General features: G+C 53.2%; 14 protein-coding genes. 8 read left to right on the top strand and 6 right to left on the bottom strand.

Going from position 1 to position 15,281, the window contains the following annotated elements; all coding sequences use genetic code 11:
* Positions 1 to 601: 601 nt before the first annotated feature.
* From EGK14_RS08415 to EGK14_RS08405, 4 genes are all read left to right on the top strand, one after another.
* Positions 602 to 1,357, top strand: a complete 756-nt coding sequence (locus EGK14_RS08415) for a YoaK family protein (RefSeq protein WP_125288650.1) — start codon at positions 602 to 604, stop codon at positions 1,355 to 1,357.
* 304 nt (positions 1,358 to 1,661) lie between these two features.
* Complete coding sequence (locus EGK14_RS08410) at positions 1,662 to 2,315, top strand: hypothetical protein (RefSeq protein ID WP_125288649.1); 654 nt, start codon at positions 1,662 to 1,664, stop codon at positions 2,313 to 2,315.
* Between the two features lie 507 nt (positions 2,316 to 2,822).
* Positions 2,823 to 2,963: a hypothetical protein gene (locus EGK14_RS21410; RefSeq protein ID WP_199746402.1), complete on the top strand. Its 141-nt coding sequence runs from the start codon at positions 2,823 to 2,825 to the stop codon at positions 2,961 to 2,963.
* 27 nt (positions 2,964 to 2,990) lie between these two features.
* The gene (locus tag EGK14_RS08405; RefSeq protein WP_125288648.1) at positions 2,991 to 3,170 is read left to right on the top strand and encodes a hypothetical protein; all 180 of its coding nucleotides are present in this window, start codon (positions 2,991 to 2,993) and stop codon (positions 3,168 to 3,170) included.
* Here the strand turns inward: EGK14_RS08405 and EGK14_RS08400 are convergent.
* Positions 3,145 to 4,299: a beta-glucosidase gene (locus tag EGK14_RS08400; protein WP_125288647.1), complete on the bottom strand. Its 1,155-nt coding sequence runs from the start codon at positions 4,297 to 4,299 to the stop codon at positions 3,145 to 3,147. The genes EGK14_RS08405 and EGK14_RS08400 overlap by 26 nt on opposite strands.
* A gap of 197 nt (positions 4,300 to 4,496) precedes the next feature.
* Here EGK14_RS08400 and EGK14_RS08395 point away from each other — a divergent pair, with 197 nt between their 5' ends.
* A complete protein-coding gene (locus tag EGK14_RS08395) occupies positions 4,497 to 5,963 on the top strand; it encodes a phospholipase D family protein (RefSeq protein ID WP_125288646.1) in 1,467 nt (488 codons plus the stop codon).
* A 33-nt stretch (positions 5,964 to 5,996) separates the two neighbouring features.
* Here the strand turns inward: EGK14_RS08395 and mdoC are convergent, their stop codons facing one another.
* Entirely contained in the window at positions 5,997 to 7,121 is a 1,125-nt protein-coding gene (gene mdoC / locus EGK14_RS08390) for a glucans biosynthesis protein MdoC (protein WP_125288645.1), read from the bottom strand.
* 271 nt (positions 7,122 to 7,392) lie between these two features.
* Between mdoC and EGK14_RS08385 the strand changes: the two genes are divergently transcribed.
* Together EGK14_RS08385 and mdoH are read left to right on the top strand one after the other, a co-directional pair.
* Positions 7,393 to 8,931, top strand: coding sequence for a glucan biosynthesis protein G (locus tag EGK14_RS08385; RefSeq protein ID WP_199746404.1), 1,539 nt, complete (start codon positions 7,393 to 7,395; stop codon positions 8,929 to 8,931).
* Positions 8,924 to 11,473: a glucans biosynthesis glucosyltransferase MdoH gene (mdoH, locus tag EGK14_RS08380; RefSeq protein WP_125288644.1), complete on the top strand. Its 2,550-nt coding sequence runs from the start codon at positions 8,924 to 8,926 to the stop codon at positions 11,471 to 11,473. Before EGK14_RS08385 ends, mdoH begins: the two co-directional genes overlap by 8 nt.
* A gap of 66 nt (positions 11,474 to 11,539) precedes the next feature.
* On the opposite strand, the gene EGK14_RS08375 is transcribed toward mdoH, so the two are convergent.
* From EGK14_RS08375 to EGK14_RS08365, 3 genes are all read right to left on the bottom strand, one after another.
* Positions 11,540 to 12,049, bottom strand: coding sequence for a ferritin-like domain-containing protein (locus tag EGK14_RS08375; RefSeq protein WP_125288643.1), 510 nt, complete (start codon positions 12,047 to 12,049; stop codon positions 11,540 to 11,542).
* 45 nt (positions 12,050 to 12,094) lie between these two features.
* Entirely contained in the window at positions 12,095 to 12,568 is a 474-nt protein-coding gene (locus EGK14_RS08370; RefSeq protein WP_125288642.1) for a ferritin-like domain-containing protein, read from the bottom strand.
* A gap of 341 nt (positions 12,569 to 12,909) precedes the next feature.
* A complete protein-coding gene (locus tag EGK14_RS08365) occupies positions 12,910 to 14,103 on the bottom strand; it encodes a zinc-dependent alcohol dehydrogenase (protein ID WP_125288641.1) in 1,194 nt (397 codons plus the stop codon).
* A 234-nt stretch (positions 14,104 to 14,337) separates the two neighbouring features.
* Between EGK14_RS08365 and EGK14_RS08360 the strand changes: the two genes are divergently transcribed.
* Positions 14,338 to 14,577: a YceK/YidQ family lipoprotein gene (locus tag EGK14_RS08360; RefSeq protein ID WP_125288640.1), complete on the top strand. Its 240-nt coding sequence runs from the start codon at positions 14,338 to 14,340 to the stop codon at positions 14,575 to 14,577.
* 2 nt (positions 14,578 to 14,579) lie between these two features.
* Here the strand turns inward: EGK14_RS08360 and EGK14_RS08355 are convergent, their stop codons facing one another.
* A complete protein-coding gene (locus EGK14_RS08355) occupies positions 14,580 to 14,987 on the bottom strand; it encodes a MysB family protein (protein ID WP_125288639.1) in 408 nt (135 codons plus the stop codon).
* Positions 14,988 to 15,281 lie beyond the last annotated feature (294 nt).

Genomic DNA, 15,281 nt, shown 5'->3' with positions numbered 1-15,281 from the left:
TCTGCCGGCGCACCAGCTATGTCGGCAGAAACGCCTGCCGTCGCAAAAACGCATTCCGGGTCGCACTATGCCCACGCCCCCATGCCCAAAAGCTGAACAGCTACACCACGCCGGACGCAGGGCTGCGCTGGCGCATAAGCGTGCAGCAGAACGCAATGACCTGGCGTCCGGGCGTGGGAAACGTACCAACAGGAAGTACTGGTCGGGCGTGGAAAGCTATGGCTCTTATATCTGTCAGGGAAACCCCCGGCAGCTTAAGCTTTCAATGGCCTACGATTTCTGATTATTTCCTGCTAAATCCGCGAATCGTTCGTTGTAAAAAAGGGACGAGAGTCTCGCCTTAAACCGTCTCAATTTTTGCCGGCAGTCCGGCTAAATTTTCCAGATTAATCTGTAATTTATTGTTCTTACTGGTAATATTAAGAAACATTACTCTACATTTACATTTGTCTAACAAAGGTACGTTAAGCTTTAGTCAGGCTGAATAATCATCAGGCTCCGTAACGTCTTTTAGCGCCATATAAAGCTAAAGCTTGTTCTGTTTTACTGTCAGGACCCTACGTTATCTCTTTTCCTTCCACGCAACTCAATGGTGAACAATGTGCTGATTAAGAAAAAGAAGGTCAGGTCCCACACGGAAGACCGTTACCTGGCATTAGTATTGGCCACCACGGCAGGGATTTTGAACGCTATGGCGCTGGGCGCGTTTGGTTTTTTCCCCTCGCATATGACAGGAAATACCTCGCAGATCTCCTCAGAGGTTTTCAGCGCCGATACGCAAGGCCTGATTTTTCTGGCGGTGCTGATCGCGGCTTTTGTCATTGGCTCCGTCTGTGCACGATTTATGGTATTGGCGGGTCTAAAAAAGAATCTCAGAACCATTTTCTGTCTGATTATCCTGGCTGAAAGCGTGGTGCTCTCTCTGATATCCGTCTTTGAGCTGGCTTTCTATTCGCCTGGCAATAACAAGGAAATATCGGTGCTGCTGGGCTTCCTGATGGGTATCCATAACTCGACGTCCACGCAGCTTTCCAACGGGCGGGTCAGGGCGACGCACATTACCGGCACGCTGACGGATGCGGGTATCGCCTTAGGCTCGTTCGTCTCTTCCTTTATCAGCCATGTATCCTACAGCGAGCGCCGTTTTCAGCAGAAGCAGCTTTATACCCATCTGACGACCGTCTTTTCCTTTTTGACCGGCTGTATCGTCGGCCTGCTGCTGTTCAGGTTCGCCGGCTTTGTGGCGATGCTGGGGCTGGGCGTGTTTCTGGCGGCCGTGGCGCTTTGGGCAATCGCCGCCACGCTGCACAGAGCTAAAAAAAACGTTTACGGACTAAATAAGATACGTCTGTCTTAAACTTTATTCTTTGGCCGGCAGGGAGGCCGGCCCTCCTCATTTTAAACGCCCGTCTTATTTCCTTTCTGTTTTGCTTAAGATTATTCTTAGCTTTTCATGCGGCAATACTTTATTATCCTTTATGAGTCTACGCTGTTGCTCTGAGAGGTAAAACATGACTTTAATAAGGGGTTCCGTCCTGAAAAAAGCCGTGCAGGATGGAGTGCTCCATCGCGGTACGCTAAGGATATGTCACTTTAGTAGATCACTGGATAATGACATTGATGTCTCGCCTGCGGGCGGATTTATTGATTTTCTTAAGGGTATGGATGTAATAAAAGAAGAGTATGCAAAGAAAGGATTTGTTAAAAAAAACCGCGCGCTTTTTCTTTATAATGAAGGACTGGTTGATAAAAATAGTACGCTATTGCTCGCTCGTAAAGGCGATCGGGTGTTGGGCACGATCGGCGTTCTCAGAGAGAAGAATAATAAACTGCCGTGCAGTAAGCTTTTTGCCGAAGAGCTGCTGGCGCTCGATCTTCAGCATCGAAAGGTGACGGAAATCGGCGCGCTCTCTATTAAGAGCGATGCGGGCACGGAAAACCTGGTCTTTATGCTTTATCTGAAGACAATGATGTACGCTATTTTTGTGGATAAAGTAGACGACATCGTGGTGCAGGTCAGAGAAAAAATGGCCGCTTTTTATATCAGAAACTTGCTGTTTGAACAGATTGGCGCAACGAAAATTCATCCTGAATACGGCAATATACATACCTGTCTTCTGCGGGTTGATGTTAAGGCCATCCGGGAAAAAATTTACGAAAAGCCGCGATACGGTACCAGAGGCTGGATAAGGATATTACACGAGCTGGGCCTGCTGGCCGAATACAAGAAAACCTGCCATCAGAGCTGGCTGTGTAACAAATTTACCCTGGATAAAAAGGACGCTGAGCTTTATCACTACCTTTGCCATCTATAAATTATTCCAGTAGTAATGAATTTGCAATAATAGCTACGTATCCGCTATGCGTTTGCATTTATGGCGCTGTTGCCACTCAGGGAAAATATAGGCTCTGTTTGTTAATACGCATTGTCGCTGCTATTAATTTCTATTAAAAATAAACTCAGGTCTCAATGCTTTTAACGGCGACATATCGCGTGCCTGCTATTGTTAAAAGATCATAAAACTATCGTACGGATTGCATTATAAGCGAGCTTAATTATCGATAAATAAAAATCGAGATTTAAAATTGAGACGGCAGTAGCATTAAATAAGGCGGGTTATCTTTGCATTTCCAGGCAGGGAGTATGATACACTCCTTTTTTATGCGCGGCAGATGTACGATACCTGAAGGAATCAGCGACGCTAAAGCGTAAATTTTATTTATGCGCTGCCTTGTCAGAACGATAACGCTTTGCCCGGAGTGCCTTGCGTATTTAACAGAGCAGGGCTGGCAGCGTGTCAGGCCAGCCGACAGTGATTAACATGACAGAACCAACGCAAGAAAGTCTTTCCGGCGAGTCGCGTCACCAGCTTGACGATGCTCATTTTGCTATCGTGGTGCTTGCAGTCGCTTCCTTTACGCTGATAATCTTTGTCCTGCTGGTTACGTTATTAATGACGTAATGGTTGCCAGAACGGAGGTAAAAGAGTATGGACACTCGCGAAGATCGCCTGCTGGCGCTCACAGGATTGCTGGCCGCCGGGCTGATCGCCGTGGCGGTTATCTTTGTGCTCACCTGGCTGTCAGACGTGCGGCGCACGCCGGTGCCTTATCCGCTGCAGGAGTGCGCGCCACCCTCGTCCGTCATCCCCCTAAAGACTTCATCCTGATATGCTGGCTGCGCAGCTCCAGCGCATAGGGCTCGCAAACCGTACGGTTGCCATTGGCATCAGGCAGGCCAAACAGCCCGCCCGGCGAGCGCCGATCGTCGGCCCATGAAGGGTAGTCCACCACCGGAAAAATCGAAACGCCCTCCACATCTGCGCCCTGTTCCCTGGCCTGCATGACCTGTTCTACGACGGTTCGCAGCCAGGGCGCGCGCTTATCGCCTTCCGCGCCCGTTTCCGCTATCAGCAGCGGACGTTGATATCGCTGCCAGACTTCCAGCAGCAGGCTGGACAGCTCGCGGTATTCAGCCCGTTCGGGCGTAAGCGGATCGCCGTTTAAATACCACTGGTTATCGGGATAGTAATTAAGGCCAATAATATCCAGCAGCGAAGGATCCCCGCCCAGCTCGGGCATCAGCCGCCCGCTTAGCATATCCCAGGCCTCAAACTGCGCGTCGTGCTGGCGCAGAGCCTCTTCGCGAGCGGCCGCTGACGTTTCCTGCGTGGCGATATGTACCAACGGATCGGTCAGCACAAATCTTGCGCCCGGCAGCTCTTCGCGGATCGCGCGCATCGCGGCAAGCGAAGCCCTGACCAGCTGTTGCTTCAGCGCCTTGCCACGGCCCGTCACGCCAGGATTAAACAGCGCGGCTTCGGCGCCTGCCCATGCCCAGAACGAGATCTGGTTAACCGGGGTGAAAAAAGGTGTCTCGTAGCCTTCATCCCGCATCAGACAAGCCATAGCGCGGGCAAAGGCGGCAAAGCGTTCGACAAAGGCTGGCTGCCAGATGTCCAGGCCGTCGGGCCAGCCAAAGTGCGCCAGCTCCCAGATAATTTCCAGCCCGTTGTTTTCCGCGGCGTGCAGCATAGGTAGAAAGGTCGACCAGTCATAGTGGCCCGGCGTCTTTTCAATCAAATACCAGCGGGCGCTGTCGCGCGCCGTGAGCAGCTGGTTAGCCGCCAGCTGCGCATAGTCTTTCTCCAGCAGCATATCGTGGCCGCTGTTGATCACCAGATCCACTCTTTTTCCCTCGCCTCGACAGGCGGTGGAGCAGGCGAAACTGCCCTGGAAAAAGCTTTTGAACAGCGGCTGGTCGCGCCTCTGAGACGGCAGCGGATGCGTTACTCTCATGACGTTTTCCTCATAGCAAAACCTGCGCGATATGCGCTAAGTCTAGACCAATTGGTATTAACGACTATGTTTATCACTGCTGCCGCACCGCTATCAGAACAGTCGCATGACAATCTGCCATAACTGGAACAATAATAGAGAGTGCCTGGATTGTTTCTCACCGCCTGTATATCGGTAAGTTAAAATAAGGAAGAACCGTGGTTGAAGCTTTTGCGCCAGAAGATGAGCCAGCCGCACGCGCGTCGCTGACGAGTGCCGTTTCCTCTCTGGTAGAGAGTCACCCTGAACACAGCGGCATTTATCCGCTGGAAGAGGGCCTGGACGCCTTTGCTGCCCGCTATCAGCTGATGGCTAACGCCGAACGCACGCTGGATATTCAGTACTATATCTGGCAGGACGATATGTCCGGCCGCCTGCTGTTCAGCGCCGTGTTGGCGGCGGCAGATCGCGGCGTGCAGGTGCGACTGCTGCTGGATGACAACAACACGATGGGGCTGGACCACACGCTAAGCGAGCTGAGCCGCCATAAAAATATTCAGGTCCGGCTGTTTAATGCTTTCTCATTTCGTACGCTGCGCGCGCTGGGCTATCTCACCGATTTCGCCCGGCTTAACCGACGTATGCACAACAAAAGTTTTACCGTCGATCGGGAAGTTACTATTGTGGGTGGCCGTAACGTAGGCGATGAATACTTCGGCGCAGGCGACGAACCGCTTTTTTCCGATCTGGATGTGATGGCTATCGGCCCGGTAGTGAACGAGGTGACGGATGATTTTGAACGTTACTGGCAAAGCCATGCCGTGCAGCCCTTCAGTAAAGTGGTGGATGTTGAGCATGAAGCTGAACGCGCGGCGGCATCGCTGCCCGCCGAGTGGCTGAACAACCCGCAGGTGAAACGCTATTTGCAACGCATTAAAGCCTCCTCCTTTACCACGCAGCTGGCTGCGGGCGATCTGCCGCTTACCTGGGCCAAAACGCGCCTGCTTAGCGACGATCCTCGTAAGGGACTGGGCCGTGCCAAACAGTCAACGCTGCTGCCGCAGCGTATGTTAGAAGTGATCGGCCAGCCCCAGCGGCAGTTCGATATTATCTCCGCCTACTTTGTGCCTACTCGCGCGGGCGTGGCGCAGCTGTTGGGGCTGGTCAGAAAAGGCGTGAAAATAGCGATTTTGACCAATTCGCTGGCGGCAAACGATGTGTCGGTGGTGCATGCAGGCTATGCCAAGTGGCGCAAAAAGCTGCTGCGGCACGGCATCACGCTTTATGAGCTGAAACCTAACACCGGGCTACGTGAAAAGCCGCACGATCGCGGTCTGACCGGGAACTCCGGTTCCAGCCTGCACGCCAAAACTTTTAGCGTCGACAGTGAAAAAGTGTTTATCGGCTCGTTTAATTTCGATCCGCGCTCGGCCATGCTCAATACCGAAATGGGTTTTGTGATTGAAAGCAAACCGTTAGCCACCAGCATCCATCAGCGTTTTATCAGCCGGATGCGCGATCGCGCCTGGACACTGAGACTGGATAAATGGGGCAGGGTAAACTGGGTGGAATATCCCGGAGAAGGCGATAAAGAGATCGTTCATCGTCACGAGCCGGGCACGCGTTTTATTCAGCGGCTGCTGGTGCGGCTGGTCTGGCGTTTGCCTATAGAGTGGCTGTTATAAAAGGCCCGGCGTCGCCGGGCCAGTTTTCAGGCGTTATTTTTGCGGCAGCTTGCCCGAAAAGAGGAAGCGCAGCAGCGGGATGCGCAAATGGATCTCGTAAAGCATAAACGCGATACCGAAGACGAACACCAGACCGGCGAAAAAGCCCAGCGTATTGCTGCCGATATGCGGCACCAGGAAAATACCGTAAAGGATAGTCAGCGGGTGGTGCACCAGGTAGATAAACAGCGAGGCGTTTACCAGATAGGTCACGCGAGGCGAATGGCTGTTCAGCAGGCGATGCCCCAACGAAAACACCACGTTAACCATCCACAGACCCATCATCATTGATACCACGGCGTCAATCTCATAGAGCCAGCCTTCGCCTTTACTCCATGTCTGATTAGCAATATAGGCGACAAACGCGAGCGCGGAACCGATAAACGTCCAGGGCACAGGTTTAATTAAAAGGGCCTTAATCGCCGGATATTTCCACGCCATCGCGCCCAATATAAAGAAGGGCAGGAAGAACAAGGTTTGCATAACCACAAAATTAAACAGGGCATTGCTTAACAGCTGTGGCTCAAAAATAAACAGCAATCGCCGGATCGCTCCCCAGATGACGCTGCAAAGCAGGATCGCCAGGGTAAGACGTGTCCAGTTCAGCTCGGAATAGTCCGTTAATTGCCTGCCGTCACGCAGTTTTTTAAACAGCCATGCGCCGGTTATGGTCAGCATAACCAACACCAGCAAAAACCACAGATGCGAGATAAGATCCCAGCTAAGCGCATTAAATTTTTGATAAAACGTTAGCTGGCTCCAGTCGCCAATTTTCGCGGTCCAGGCCTTCAGCATAAAAAACTGCGGCAGCGTCAGCAGCGGTACGGCCGCCAGCATCGGAATGCCTACACGCTCCAGACGCACCTTCAGCCAGTACTGCGGGCTGTAGCGTAAAAAGAGCATATAAGAGAAATAACCTGAAATAACGAAGAACACCTGCATCCTGAAAGCATGAATAAAATCATTCAGCAGCGTAAGCCATTCGGAAGCGTGCGGACTATTTACTGACCAGCTTTGGCTGGAATAAATCAACGAGACGTGAAAAGGTACGCCTAAAAGCATCAGGTAGGCTCTTATCGAGTCAAAAAAATATTCTCGCTGCCCGGATTGTTTTGTCATATTCGTCCCATATTCAACACGTTACAGCGTTTGCTCACCCTGAGCCACGCTAAAGCTTACCGCTTACTCTAGTGGAGAAAACACAGGTATACTATCAGGGGAATCCGTATCCGCTAAGCAGTTGAGAACAGGGCGCTAAAAGCAACAAATGCGAGGAACAAAAATGTTGTTGAGCTGTCGGAATTGCGAATTATCCATTAAGATGGATGGGATTGATTTAAGCACACGAAAGGGGGGGGATGTGCTGATTAAAATGAAAAATAAGCCAAAACTGATGAAATTGCGTTTGATTGGCGCAACGGTTTTGCTGTCAATGTATGCCAGCTCCGGCTGGGCTTTCAGCATTGATGATGTAGCAAAACAGGCGAAAGATTTGGCCGGGAAAGGGTATGAAGCGCCCAAAAGCAATTTACCTTCCCAACTGCGCGAGATGAAATATGCTGACTATCAGCAGATCCAGTTCAATCGCGATAAAGCCTGGTGGAGCAAGCTGAAAACCCCGTTCAAGCTGGAGTTCTATCACCAGGGCATGTACTTCGACACGCCGGTGCAAATTAATGAAGTGACGGCGTCTACCGTTCACGAGATTAAATATTCACCGGACTATTTTAATTTCGGCAATGTTAAGCACGATCCTGAAACCGTCAAAAACCTCGGATTCGCCGGATTCAAAGTGCTTTATCCGCTTAACAGTAAAAATAAAAAAGACGATGAGATCACCAGTTTCCTGGGCGCCAGCTATTTCCGCGTTATTGGCGCTGGTCAGGTTTACGGTCTTTCGTCGCGCGGGCTGGCTATTGATACCGCGCTGCCTTCCGGTGAGGAATTCCCGCGTTTTAAAACGTTTTGGGTAGAACGGCCAAAACCGACCGACAAGCATCTGGTGATCTACGCGCTGCTTGATTCGCCACGCGCGACCGGCGCCTATCGCTTCCTTATCACGCCAGGTAAAGAGACCACTGTCGACGTACAGTCGAAAGTTTATCTGCGCGATAAAGTCGGCAAGCTGGGCGTAGCGCCGCTGACCAGTATGTATCTGTTCGGAGCTAACCAGCCTTCTTCGCAGGTTAACTATCGTCCTGCTCTGCATGATTCTGACGGCCTGTCGATCCATGCCGGCAACGGCGAATGGATCTGGCGCCCGCTGAATAACCCTAAACACCTCGCGGTCAGCACCTTCACCGTAGAGAATCCAAAAGGCTTCGGCCTGCTGCAGCGCGGCCGCGATTTCTCTCAGTATCAGGATCTGGACGACCGTTACGATCTGCGCCCAAGCGGCTGGATTGAACCGCAGGGCGACTGGGGTAAAGGACGTGTGGAACTGGTAGAGATCCCGACGGCCGATGAAACCAACGACAACGTCGTGGCCTACTGGACGCCGGAAAGCCTGCCGGAACCGGGCAAAGAGATGAACTTCAAGTATCGTCTGCACTTTACCCGCGACGAAAGCCAGCTGCACTCGCCAGATATGGCGTTTGTAAAAGATACGCTGCGCTCAACCGGCGATGTGAAGCAGTCTAACCTTGTTCGTCAGCCGGACGGCACGGTCGCCTTTATCGTTGACTTTGCCGGTCAGGATATGAGCAAGCTGCCGGCTGATACGCCAGTGGCGCCTCAGGTCAGCATCGGTAATAACGGCGAGCTGGTGGAAAACAGCGTTCGCTACAATCCGGTCACCAAAGGCTGGCGTCTGGTGATCCGTCTACGCGTTAAGGACAACAAACAGCCTACAGAGATGCGTGCTGCGCTGGTTAACGGTGACAAGACGCTGACCGAAACCTGGAGCTATCAGTTGCCTGCCAATGAATAAGACTAACGCTGATTATATTGATGCGCTGCCTCTGCCCGCGGAGCGGAAAGAGGCGCTGCTGAACGCGCTGCCCGAACAGTCTGATGCGGCTTTTAGCCAGCTGCATCAGACGCTGGGCGAGCCGCCAATGCCGGAGCGCGCGGACGACGCGCCGCTGGCTTCGGTGAAATCGCGGATTGAGATGACGTGGCCGGATGCCGTGGGTAAAGGCGAGCAGTTTGCCGAAGATGCATTGCATCGCACCACGCTGAAGGCGATGCCGCCCCATACGCGTTCTTCTATGTATCCGGAAGCCTGGCGTACTAACCCGGTGTCACGCGCCTGGGATTCTCTGCGCGGGCATAAAACCAAGCCGCGCTATGCCAATGCCGAAGAGCAGCGTGCAGAAGATAAATGGCGTCATGTCGGATCGATTCGCCGCTATATTCTGCTGCTGCTGACCATCGCGCAAACGGTGATCGCCACCTGGTATATGAAAACCATTCTGCCTTATCAGGGCTGGGCGCTGATCGATCCTATGGAGATGATCAACCAGAACTGGCAGCAGTCGGTGCTGCAAATTCTGCCGTACGTGCTGCAAACCGGGATCCTGTTCCTGTTTGCCGTGCTGTTCTGCTGGGTTTCCGCCGGCTTCTGGACGGCGCTGATGGGCTTTTTACAGCTGCTGATCGGCAAAGACAAATACAGTATCTCGTACAACAGCAACGATAACGATCCCATTAACCCGGAGCATCGTACCGCGCTGATTATGCCGATCTGTAATGAGGACGTGGAACGCGTTTTCGCTGGCCTGCGGGCTACCTGGGAGTCCGTGGTCAGAACGGGCGAACAGCAGCATTTCGATGTTTATATCCTCAGCGACAGCTACAACCCGGACATCGCGATGGCCGAGCAGAAAGCGTGGATGGAGCTGGTACGCGACGTGGGTGGGGAAGGACGCATTTTTTATCGCCGCCGCCGCCGCCGCGTTAAGCGTAAAAGCGGCAACATCGACGACTTCTGCCGTCGCTGGGGCAGCCAGTACAGCTACATGGTGGTACTGGATGCGGACAGCGTCATGAGCGGTGAATGTCTGACCGGCCTGGTGCGTATGATGGAGGCTAACCCGAACGCGGGTATCATCCAGTCTTCGCCGAAAGCTTCCGGCATGGACACGCTCTATGCACGCTGCCAGCAGTTCGCTACGCGCGTCTACGGGCCGCTATTCACTGCCGGTCTGCACTTCTGGCAGCTGGGCGAGTCGCATTATTGGGGCCATAACGCCATTATCCGCGTAAAGCCGTTTATCGAGCATTGCGCGCTGGCACCGCTGCCTGGCGAAGGCTCATTTGCCGGTTCTATCCTGTCGCATGACTTTGTGGAAGCCGCGCTGATGCGCCGTGCCGGCTGGGGCGTGTGGATTGCTTACGATCTGCCCGGCTCCTATGAGGAGCTGCCGCCAAACCTGCTGGACGAGCTGAAGCGCGATCGCCGCTGGTGTCACGGCAACCTGATGAACTTCCGCCTGTTCCTGGTTAAAGGGATGCATCCGGTACACCGTGCGGTGTTCCTGACTGGCGTCATGTCCTATCTGTCGGCTCCGCTGTGGTTCCTGTTCCTGGCGTTGTCAACGGCGCTTCAGGTGGTGCATACGCTGATGGAGCCGCAGTACTTCCTGCAGCCAAGACAGCTTTTTCCGGTCTGGCCGCAGTGGCGTCCCGAACTGGCGATAGCGCTGTTCTCCACCACTATGGTGCTCTTGTTCCTGCCAAAGCTGCTCAGTATTATCCTGGTGTGGTTCAAGGGAGCGAAGCCTTATGGCGGCGTGGTGCGCGTAACCGTTTCGCTGTTCCTGGAAGTGCTGTTCTCCGTCCTGCTGGCGCCGGTGCGTATGCTGTTCCATACGGTGTTCGTGGTCAGCGCCTTCCTGGGCTGGGAAGTGGTCTGGAACTCGCCGCAGCGCGATGACGACGCGACCCCATGGAGCGAGGCGTTTAAACGTCACGGTTCACAGATGGCGCTTGGCATCGTCTGGGCGGCAGGAATGGGCTGGCTGGATCTGAACTTCCTGTGGTGGCTGGCACCGATCGTCTTCTCGCTGATCCTCTCGCCTTTCGTGTCGGTGTATTCAAGCCGATCTACGACCGGACTGGCGTCGAAACGCGCTAATCTGTTCCTGATCCCGGAAGAGTTTGAGCCGCCGAGAGAGCTGGTCGACACCGATCGCTACAACGCGCTGAACCGTGAACGTGCGCTGAAAGATGGCTTTATGCACGCGCTGTTCAACCCGTCGTTCAACGCGCTGGCCAGCGCGATGGCTACTTCGCGCCACCTGAAAAGCGATATTCTGGAATTCGCCCGCGACCGCCGTGTCGAGCAGGCGCTAAGCGAGTCTCCGGCGAAGCTGGATCGCGACCGTCGTCTGGCGCTGATCAGCGACCCGGTCACGCTTTCCAGAATGCACTATCGTCTGTGGCAGAACGCCGATAAGTATCACGACTGGTTCGATTACTATCAGTCGCTGCGCATAAATCCGCTGGCTATTCAGCCGACGAAAATCTGAGGCAGGCATAAATAAAAAATCCGGGAACGCAGGTTCCCGGATTTTTTTTGCCTTAAGGAAAAGGCGTTACTTTTTCGCTTCTACGCCCGGTGCGGCGTCGCGCGTCATAAACTGCTCGGTGACGTCCGGCAGATGATTCAGCGCCCAGTCGGCCATTGCCACTTCCTGCTCGCGGATCTGCGCGAAAATTCTTGCGCCTTCGGTATCGCCAACCAGTTCAGCCGCCGCAATCAGCGAGGTATAGCTGGCAATTTCCAGGTTCTCGAATACATAGCTGCTGATTGCGCCTTTCACGACTTCATCATCCGCCATCATGCCGCCCATCGCCTGACCAAAAGCGGTCAGTTTGCCCATGGTATCTTTAAAAACGGAATTTGAAGTATCGTAGCGGTCAATAACCGACTGTACCAGCGCCTGCTGCTGACGAGTTTCTTCAATATGCTGCACGATGCGGGCTTTCAGATCGGGATAGTGCTCAAGACGTTCTGCCTGTTTTTCCAGCATGCTTTCCGCCTGTTTTTCCATCGCGTGCGCATCTTTTACCCAGGCTAAATAGTTCTCTTCATGCGTTGTCATGGTGTACCTCTTGATTGAGTCGTTTTCCGGGGCCAGCTTCTGGCGTTACTGCTGCTCGGCGATGACGGTAAGTTTCTCGTCGGTGGCCTTCTCTTCTTCCAGCGTCTCGCCCAGCAGGCGGGCAGCCTCTTTATAGCCCAGCTTTAACGCCAGCGCGCGCAGCGTGCCGTAAGTGGCGATCTCATAGTGCTCGACTTTTTGTGCCGCGCCGATCAGGCCAGCGTCACGAACCGGGCCAGCCTCCACGGAATCAATAATTTCCTGTGCTTCTTCTACCAGGCCTTCAAGCGCGTGGCATTTCATTCGCTTAATGCGTACGCCATCGGTGCTTTCCACCAGCTGGTCCAGACGCTCTATCTGGCCCTGAGTCTCTTCAAGATGCTGTTTGAAAGCGGCTACCAGTTTTTCATCGGTAGCGGCACGTGCCATTTTGGGCAGGGCGCGAGAGATTTGTTTTTCTGCGCTATACACATCCGACAGGTCATGAATAAATAAATCTTCCAGCGTCTTGATGGTCATATTTCACTCCGTTTCAATAACAGGAAAGAAAGTGTAAATTCACACTCTGTAAAGCTACAGGAATAAGGTTAGCCTGGTCTCAGTATTTCGGGAGACAAGAAGGGGAGAATTTCCTTTTCAAGGAGTATTCTGAGATAACTATCACAGACAGACGATAAAAATTTTTATTAACAATAAGTTAACTTTCAGTCGCGAGGGGGCGGTGCGTACGGGTGAGCGGCTAAAAGCTCCCCGGGGGTAAAGCGTTTGGAAACTTCAGGTTTCTAAAGATAGCGGCGGTGGTTTACGCACGGCCGGTTCGTTTTGCCCGCCAACAAATACTGTGGCGGGCTAAAGATGACTTAGAGCGTAGCCTGCGCGCTGGCCATTCCCGGCACCAGGATGATCTTACGACAGTCTTCCTGACGCTTTTCAAAGATCTCATAGCCGCGTGCCGCCTCTTCCAGCGGCATATGGTGGGTAACGATCTCCTCAGGTTTCAGATGTCCCTGCTCGATCAGTTTCAACAGATCGGGAAGGTAAGCGTGAACGTGTGTCTGACCCATTTTAAAGGTCAGCCCTTTATCAAAAGCGTCGCCAAACAGGAAGCCATGAATAAAGCCCGCATAAACGCCCGGTACGCTGACAATGCCGCCACGGCGCACGGCCGCGATGCACTGGCGTAGCGCTTTGCCGCTGCTGCCTTCCAGCTTCAGGTTACTGAGCACGGTTTCCGTCAGGCTACCTTTAGCCTCAAAACCTACTGCATCGATCACCGCATCCACACCGCGGTGGCCTTTGGTATTTTCAATAATCCAGGCGGCCGGATCGTCATTTTCATCAAAATTGATGGGGATAACGCCATAGCGCTCGCGCGCAAAGGCCAGCCGGTAATTATGATGGTCAATCATAAAAATTTGCTCGGCGCCCGCCAGCCTGGCGCAGGCGGCGCTGAGTAAGCCAACCGGGCCGGCACCAAAGATAGCCACGCTGGAACCCTGTTTGACTTCCGCGTTCTGTACCGCCTGCCAGGCCGTGGGCAGAATATCGGAAAGAAACAGCACTTTTTCATCCGACAGCGTATCCGGCACTTTAAAAGGGCCGGCATTGGCTTTCGGTACGCGCACGTATTCCGCCTGTCCGCCGGGAATGCCGCCATAAAGGTGGCTGAAGCCGAACAGAGCGGCGGGCGGCGTGATTTTTTTCGGGTTCAGAATGGCACCGCGACCGCTGTTAGTGGTTTCACAGGCGGCATACTGATGCAGATGACAGAAAAAACAATCGCCGCAGGCAATTACAAAGGGGATCACCACCCGATCGCCTTTCGCGACTTTAGTCACGGCGCTGCCTGCTTCCACCACTTCGCCCATAAACTCGTGGCCAAAAATGTCGCCATGCTCGGTGCTGGGAATTTTTCCGCGGTAAAGATGCAGATCGGAACCACAGATAGCGGTGGCCGTTACGCGCAGAATAATATCGTCTGCGGCTTCGATTGTTGGGTCGGGCATGTTATCAACGCTGACCCGATGCGGGCCGTGGTAGGTAAGGGCTCTCATAGTCTCTGCTCCGGTATTTTTTTCAGTCTCACGTCAAGGCAAAAAAATTTGCGTTTACCAAGCATAGAACATGAAAAACGAACGCAGGACGTGCGGCGAGCCGAAAGGTTAAACATCGGACAAAGAGAAGGCTAAACTTAAGGCGTATTTTACGGATATTTTGCGATGCGCAGGCTTACTGCCCTTAACCGTTCCTGTACAATGGCGCGTTTTTTATACGGATTGGGAAAGTTAATGACCACAGTGTTACGTGCTTTATTGCTGGCATGCTGTCTGGCGATGCTGACCGGCTGCGGCAGCATCATCAGTCGAACCCTGCCCGGACAGGGGCACGGCAATCAATACTATCCTGGCGTGCAGTGGGACGTCCGTGATACGCCCTGGCGCTTTCTGACGATTATCGATTTGCCGCTGTCGCTGGTGCTCGATACGTTGCTGCTGCCGGTGGACGCGCACCACGGACCTTACGAGTAAAATTACTCCCAGCGGTCTGCGCGGTCGGAATCGCTGTTATCGTCTTCCCACTCATCCGCCGCTGCTTTGCCTTCTTCAGTATCGCCTGGCGGCTCCAGCTGAAATTCGCCTTCATCCCACTCGTGCAGCGTATTTTCCGGCAGCCATTCCTGACGCAGTTCGATCTCGTCAAAATCGCCGTCGAAAATGGCCTGCGCCGCTTCACCGCTGCGCAGCGCCAGCACCTCTCCCTCTTCGATATCATCCGCCAAAAACTCCGCCTGCCACATGATATCGCCATCCTGCATCACATATTTTTGCAGGTTGAACTGGCTGACCGCGGCGTCGTCCTCTTCCATCTCCGGATTGGCGGCTAAAAACTCTTCACGCGCAGCGTCGATAGCCTCTTCCAGGGTTGCATACATGCTCATTGGGTATCTCCATAACGAAAAATGCAGGTTTTAAAGAAGGATAGTAGAAGATTGGCTGCGGTAAACCCGGGAAAGGAAAAAAATAAATGAGAATTTATATTAATTAATCAAAGAGTTAATGCTATGGCGTCTGCCGGCATCAGGCGAGCATCCGGGCGACTGGTGAGATAAGGCAGGAAATATGGAGCGGGCAGAGTTTGCTGCGCTGCCATAAAACAAAAAAACCCGGCCTGAGCCGGGTTTTGTCCTGTAGCGTAAGACTTACTGCAGCAGAGACAGCACGCCCTGTGGAAC

Origin of the sequence: Erwinia sp. 198, assembly GCF_003937915.1 — a bacterium.
Lineage (GTDB): Bacteria > Pseudomonadota > Gammaproteobacteria > Enterobacterales > Enterobacteriaceae > Erwinia > Erwinia aeris.
Note: the sequence above shows the minus strand (reverse complement) of the source record. Positions and strands in the feature narration are given on the sequence as shown.

Excerpts from the sequence above, each read along its gene's own strand:
- EGK14_RS08410 (WP_125288649.1), top strand. The coding sequence starts at position 1,662 with ATGGATGTAATAAAAGAAGAGTATGCAAAGAAAGGATTTGTTAAAAAA.
- EGK14_RS21410 (WP_199746402.1), top strand. The coding sequence starts at position 2,823 with ATGACAGAACCAACGCAAGAAAGTCTTTCCGGCGAGTCGCGTCACCAG.
- EGK14_RS08405 (WP_125288648.1), top strand. The coding sequence starts at position 2,991 with ATGGACACTCGCGAAGATCGCCTGCTGGCGCTCACAGGATTGCTGGCC.
- EGK14_RS08400 (WP_125288647.1), bottom strand. The coding sequence starts at position 4,299 with ATGAGAGTAACGCATCCGCTGCCGTCTCAGAGGCGCGACCAGCCGCTG.
- mdoC (WP_125288645.1), bottom strand. The coding sequence starts at position 7,121 with ATGACAAAACAATCCGGGCAGCGAGAATATTTTTTTGACTCGATAAGA.
- mdoH (WP_125288644.1), top strand. The coding sequence starts at position 8,924 with ATGAATAAGACTAACGCTGATTATATTGATGCGCTGCCTCTGCCCGCG.
- EGK14_RS08375 (WP_125288643.1), bottom strand. The coding sequence starts at position 12,049 with ATGACAACGCATGAAGAGAACTATTTAGCCTGGGTAAAAGATGCGCAC.
- EGK14_RS08370 (WP_125288642.1), bottom strand. The coding sequence starts at position 12,568 with ATGACCATCAAGACGCTGGAAGATTTATTTATTCATGACCTGTCGGAT.
- EGK14_RS08365 (WP_125288641.1), bottom strand. The coding sequence starts at position 14,103 with ATGAGAGCCCTTACCTACCACGGCCCGCATCGGGTCAGCGTTGATAAC.
- EGK14_RS08360 (WP_125288640.1), top strand. The coding sequence starts at position 14,338 with ATGACCACAGTGTTACGTGCTTTATTGCTGGCATGCTGTCTGGCGATG.
- EGK14_RS08355 (WP_125288639.1), bottom strand. The coding sequence starts at position 14,987 with ATGAGCATGTATGCAACCCTGGAAGAGGCTATCGACGCTGCGCGTGAA.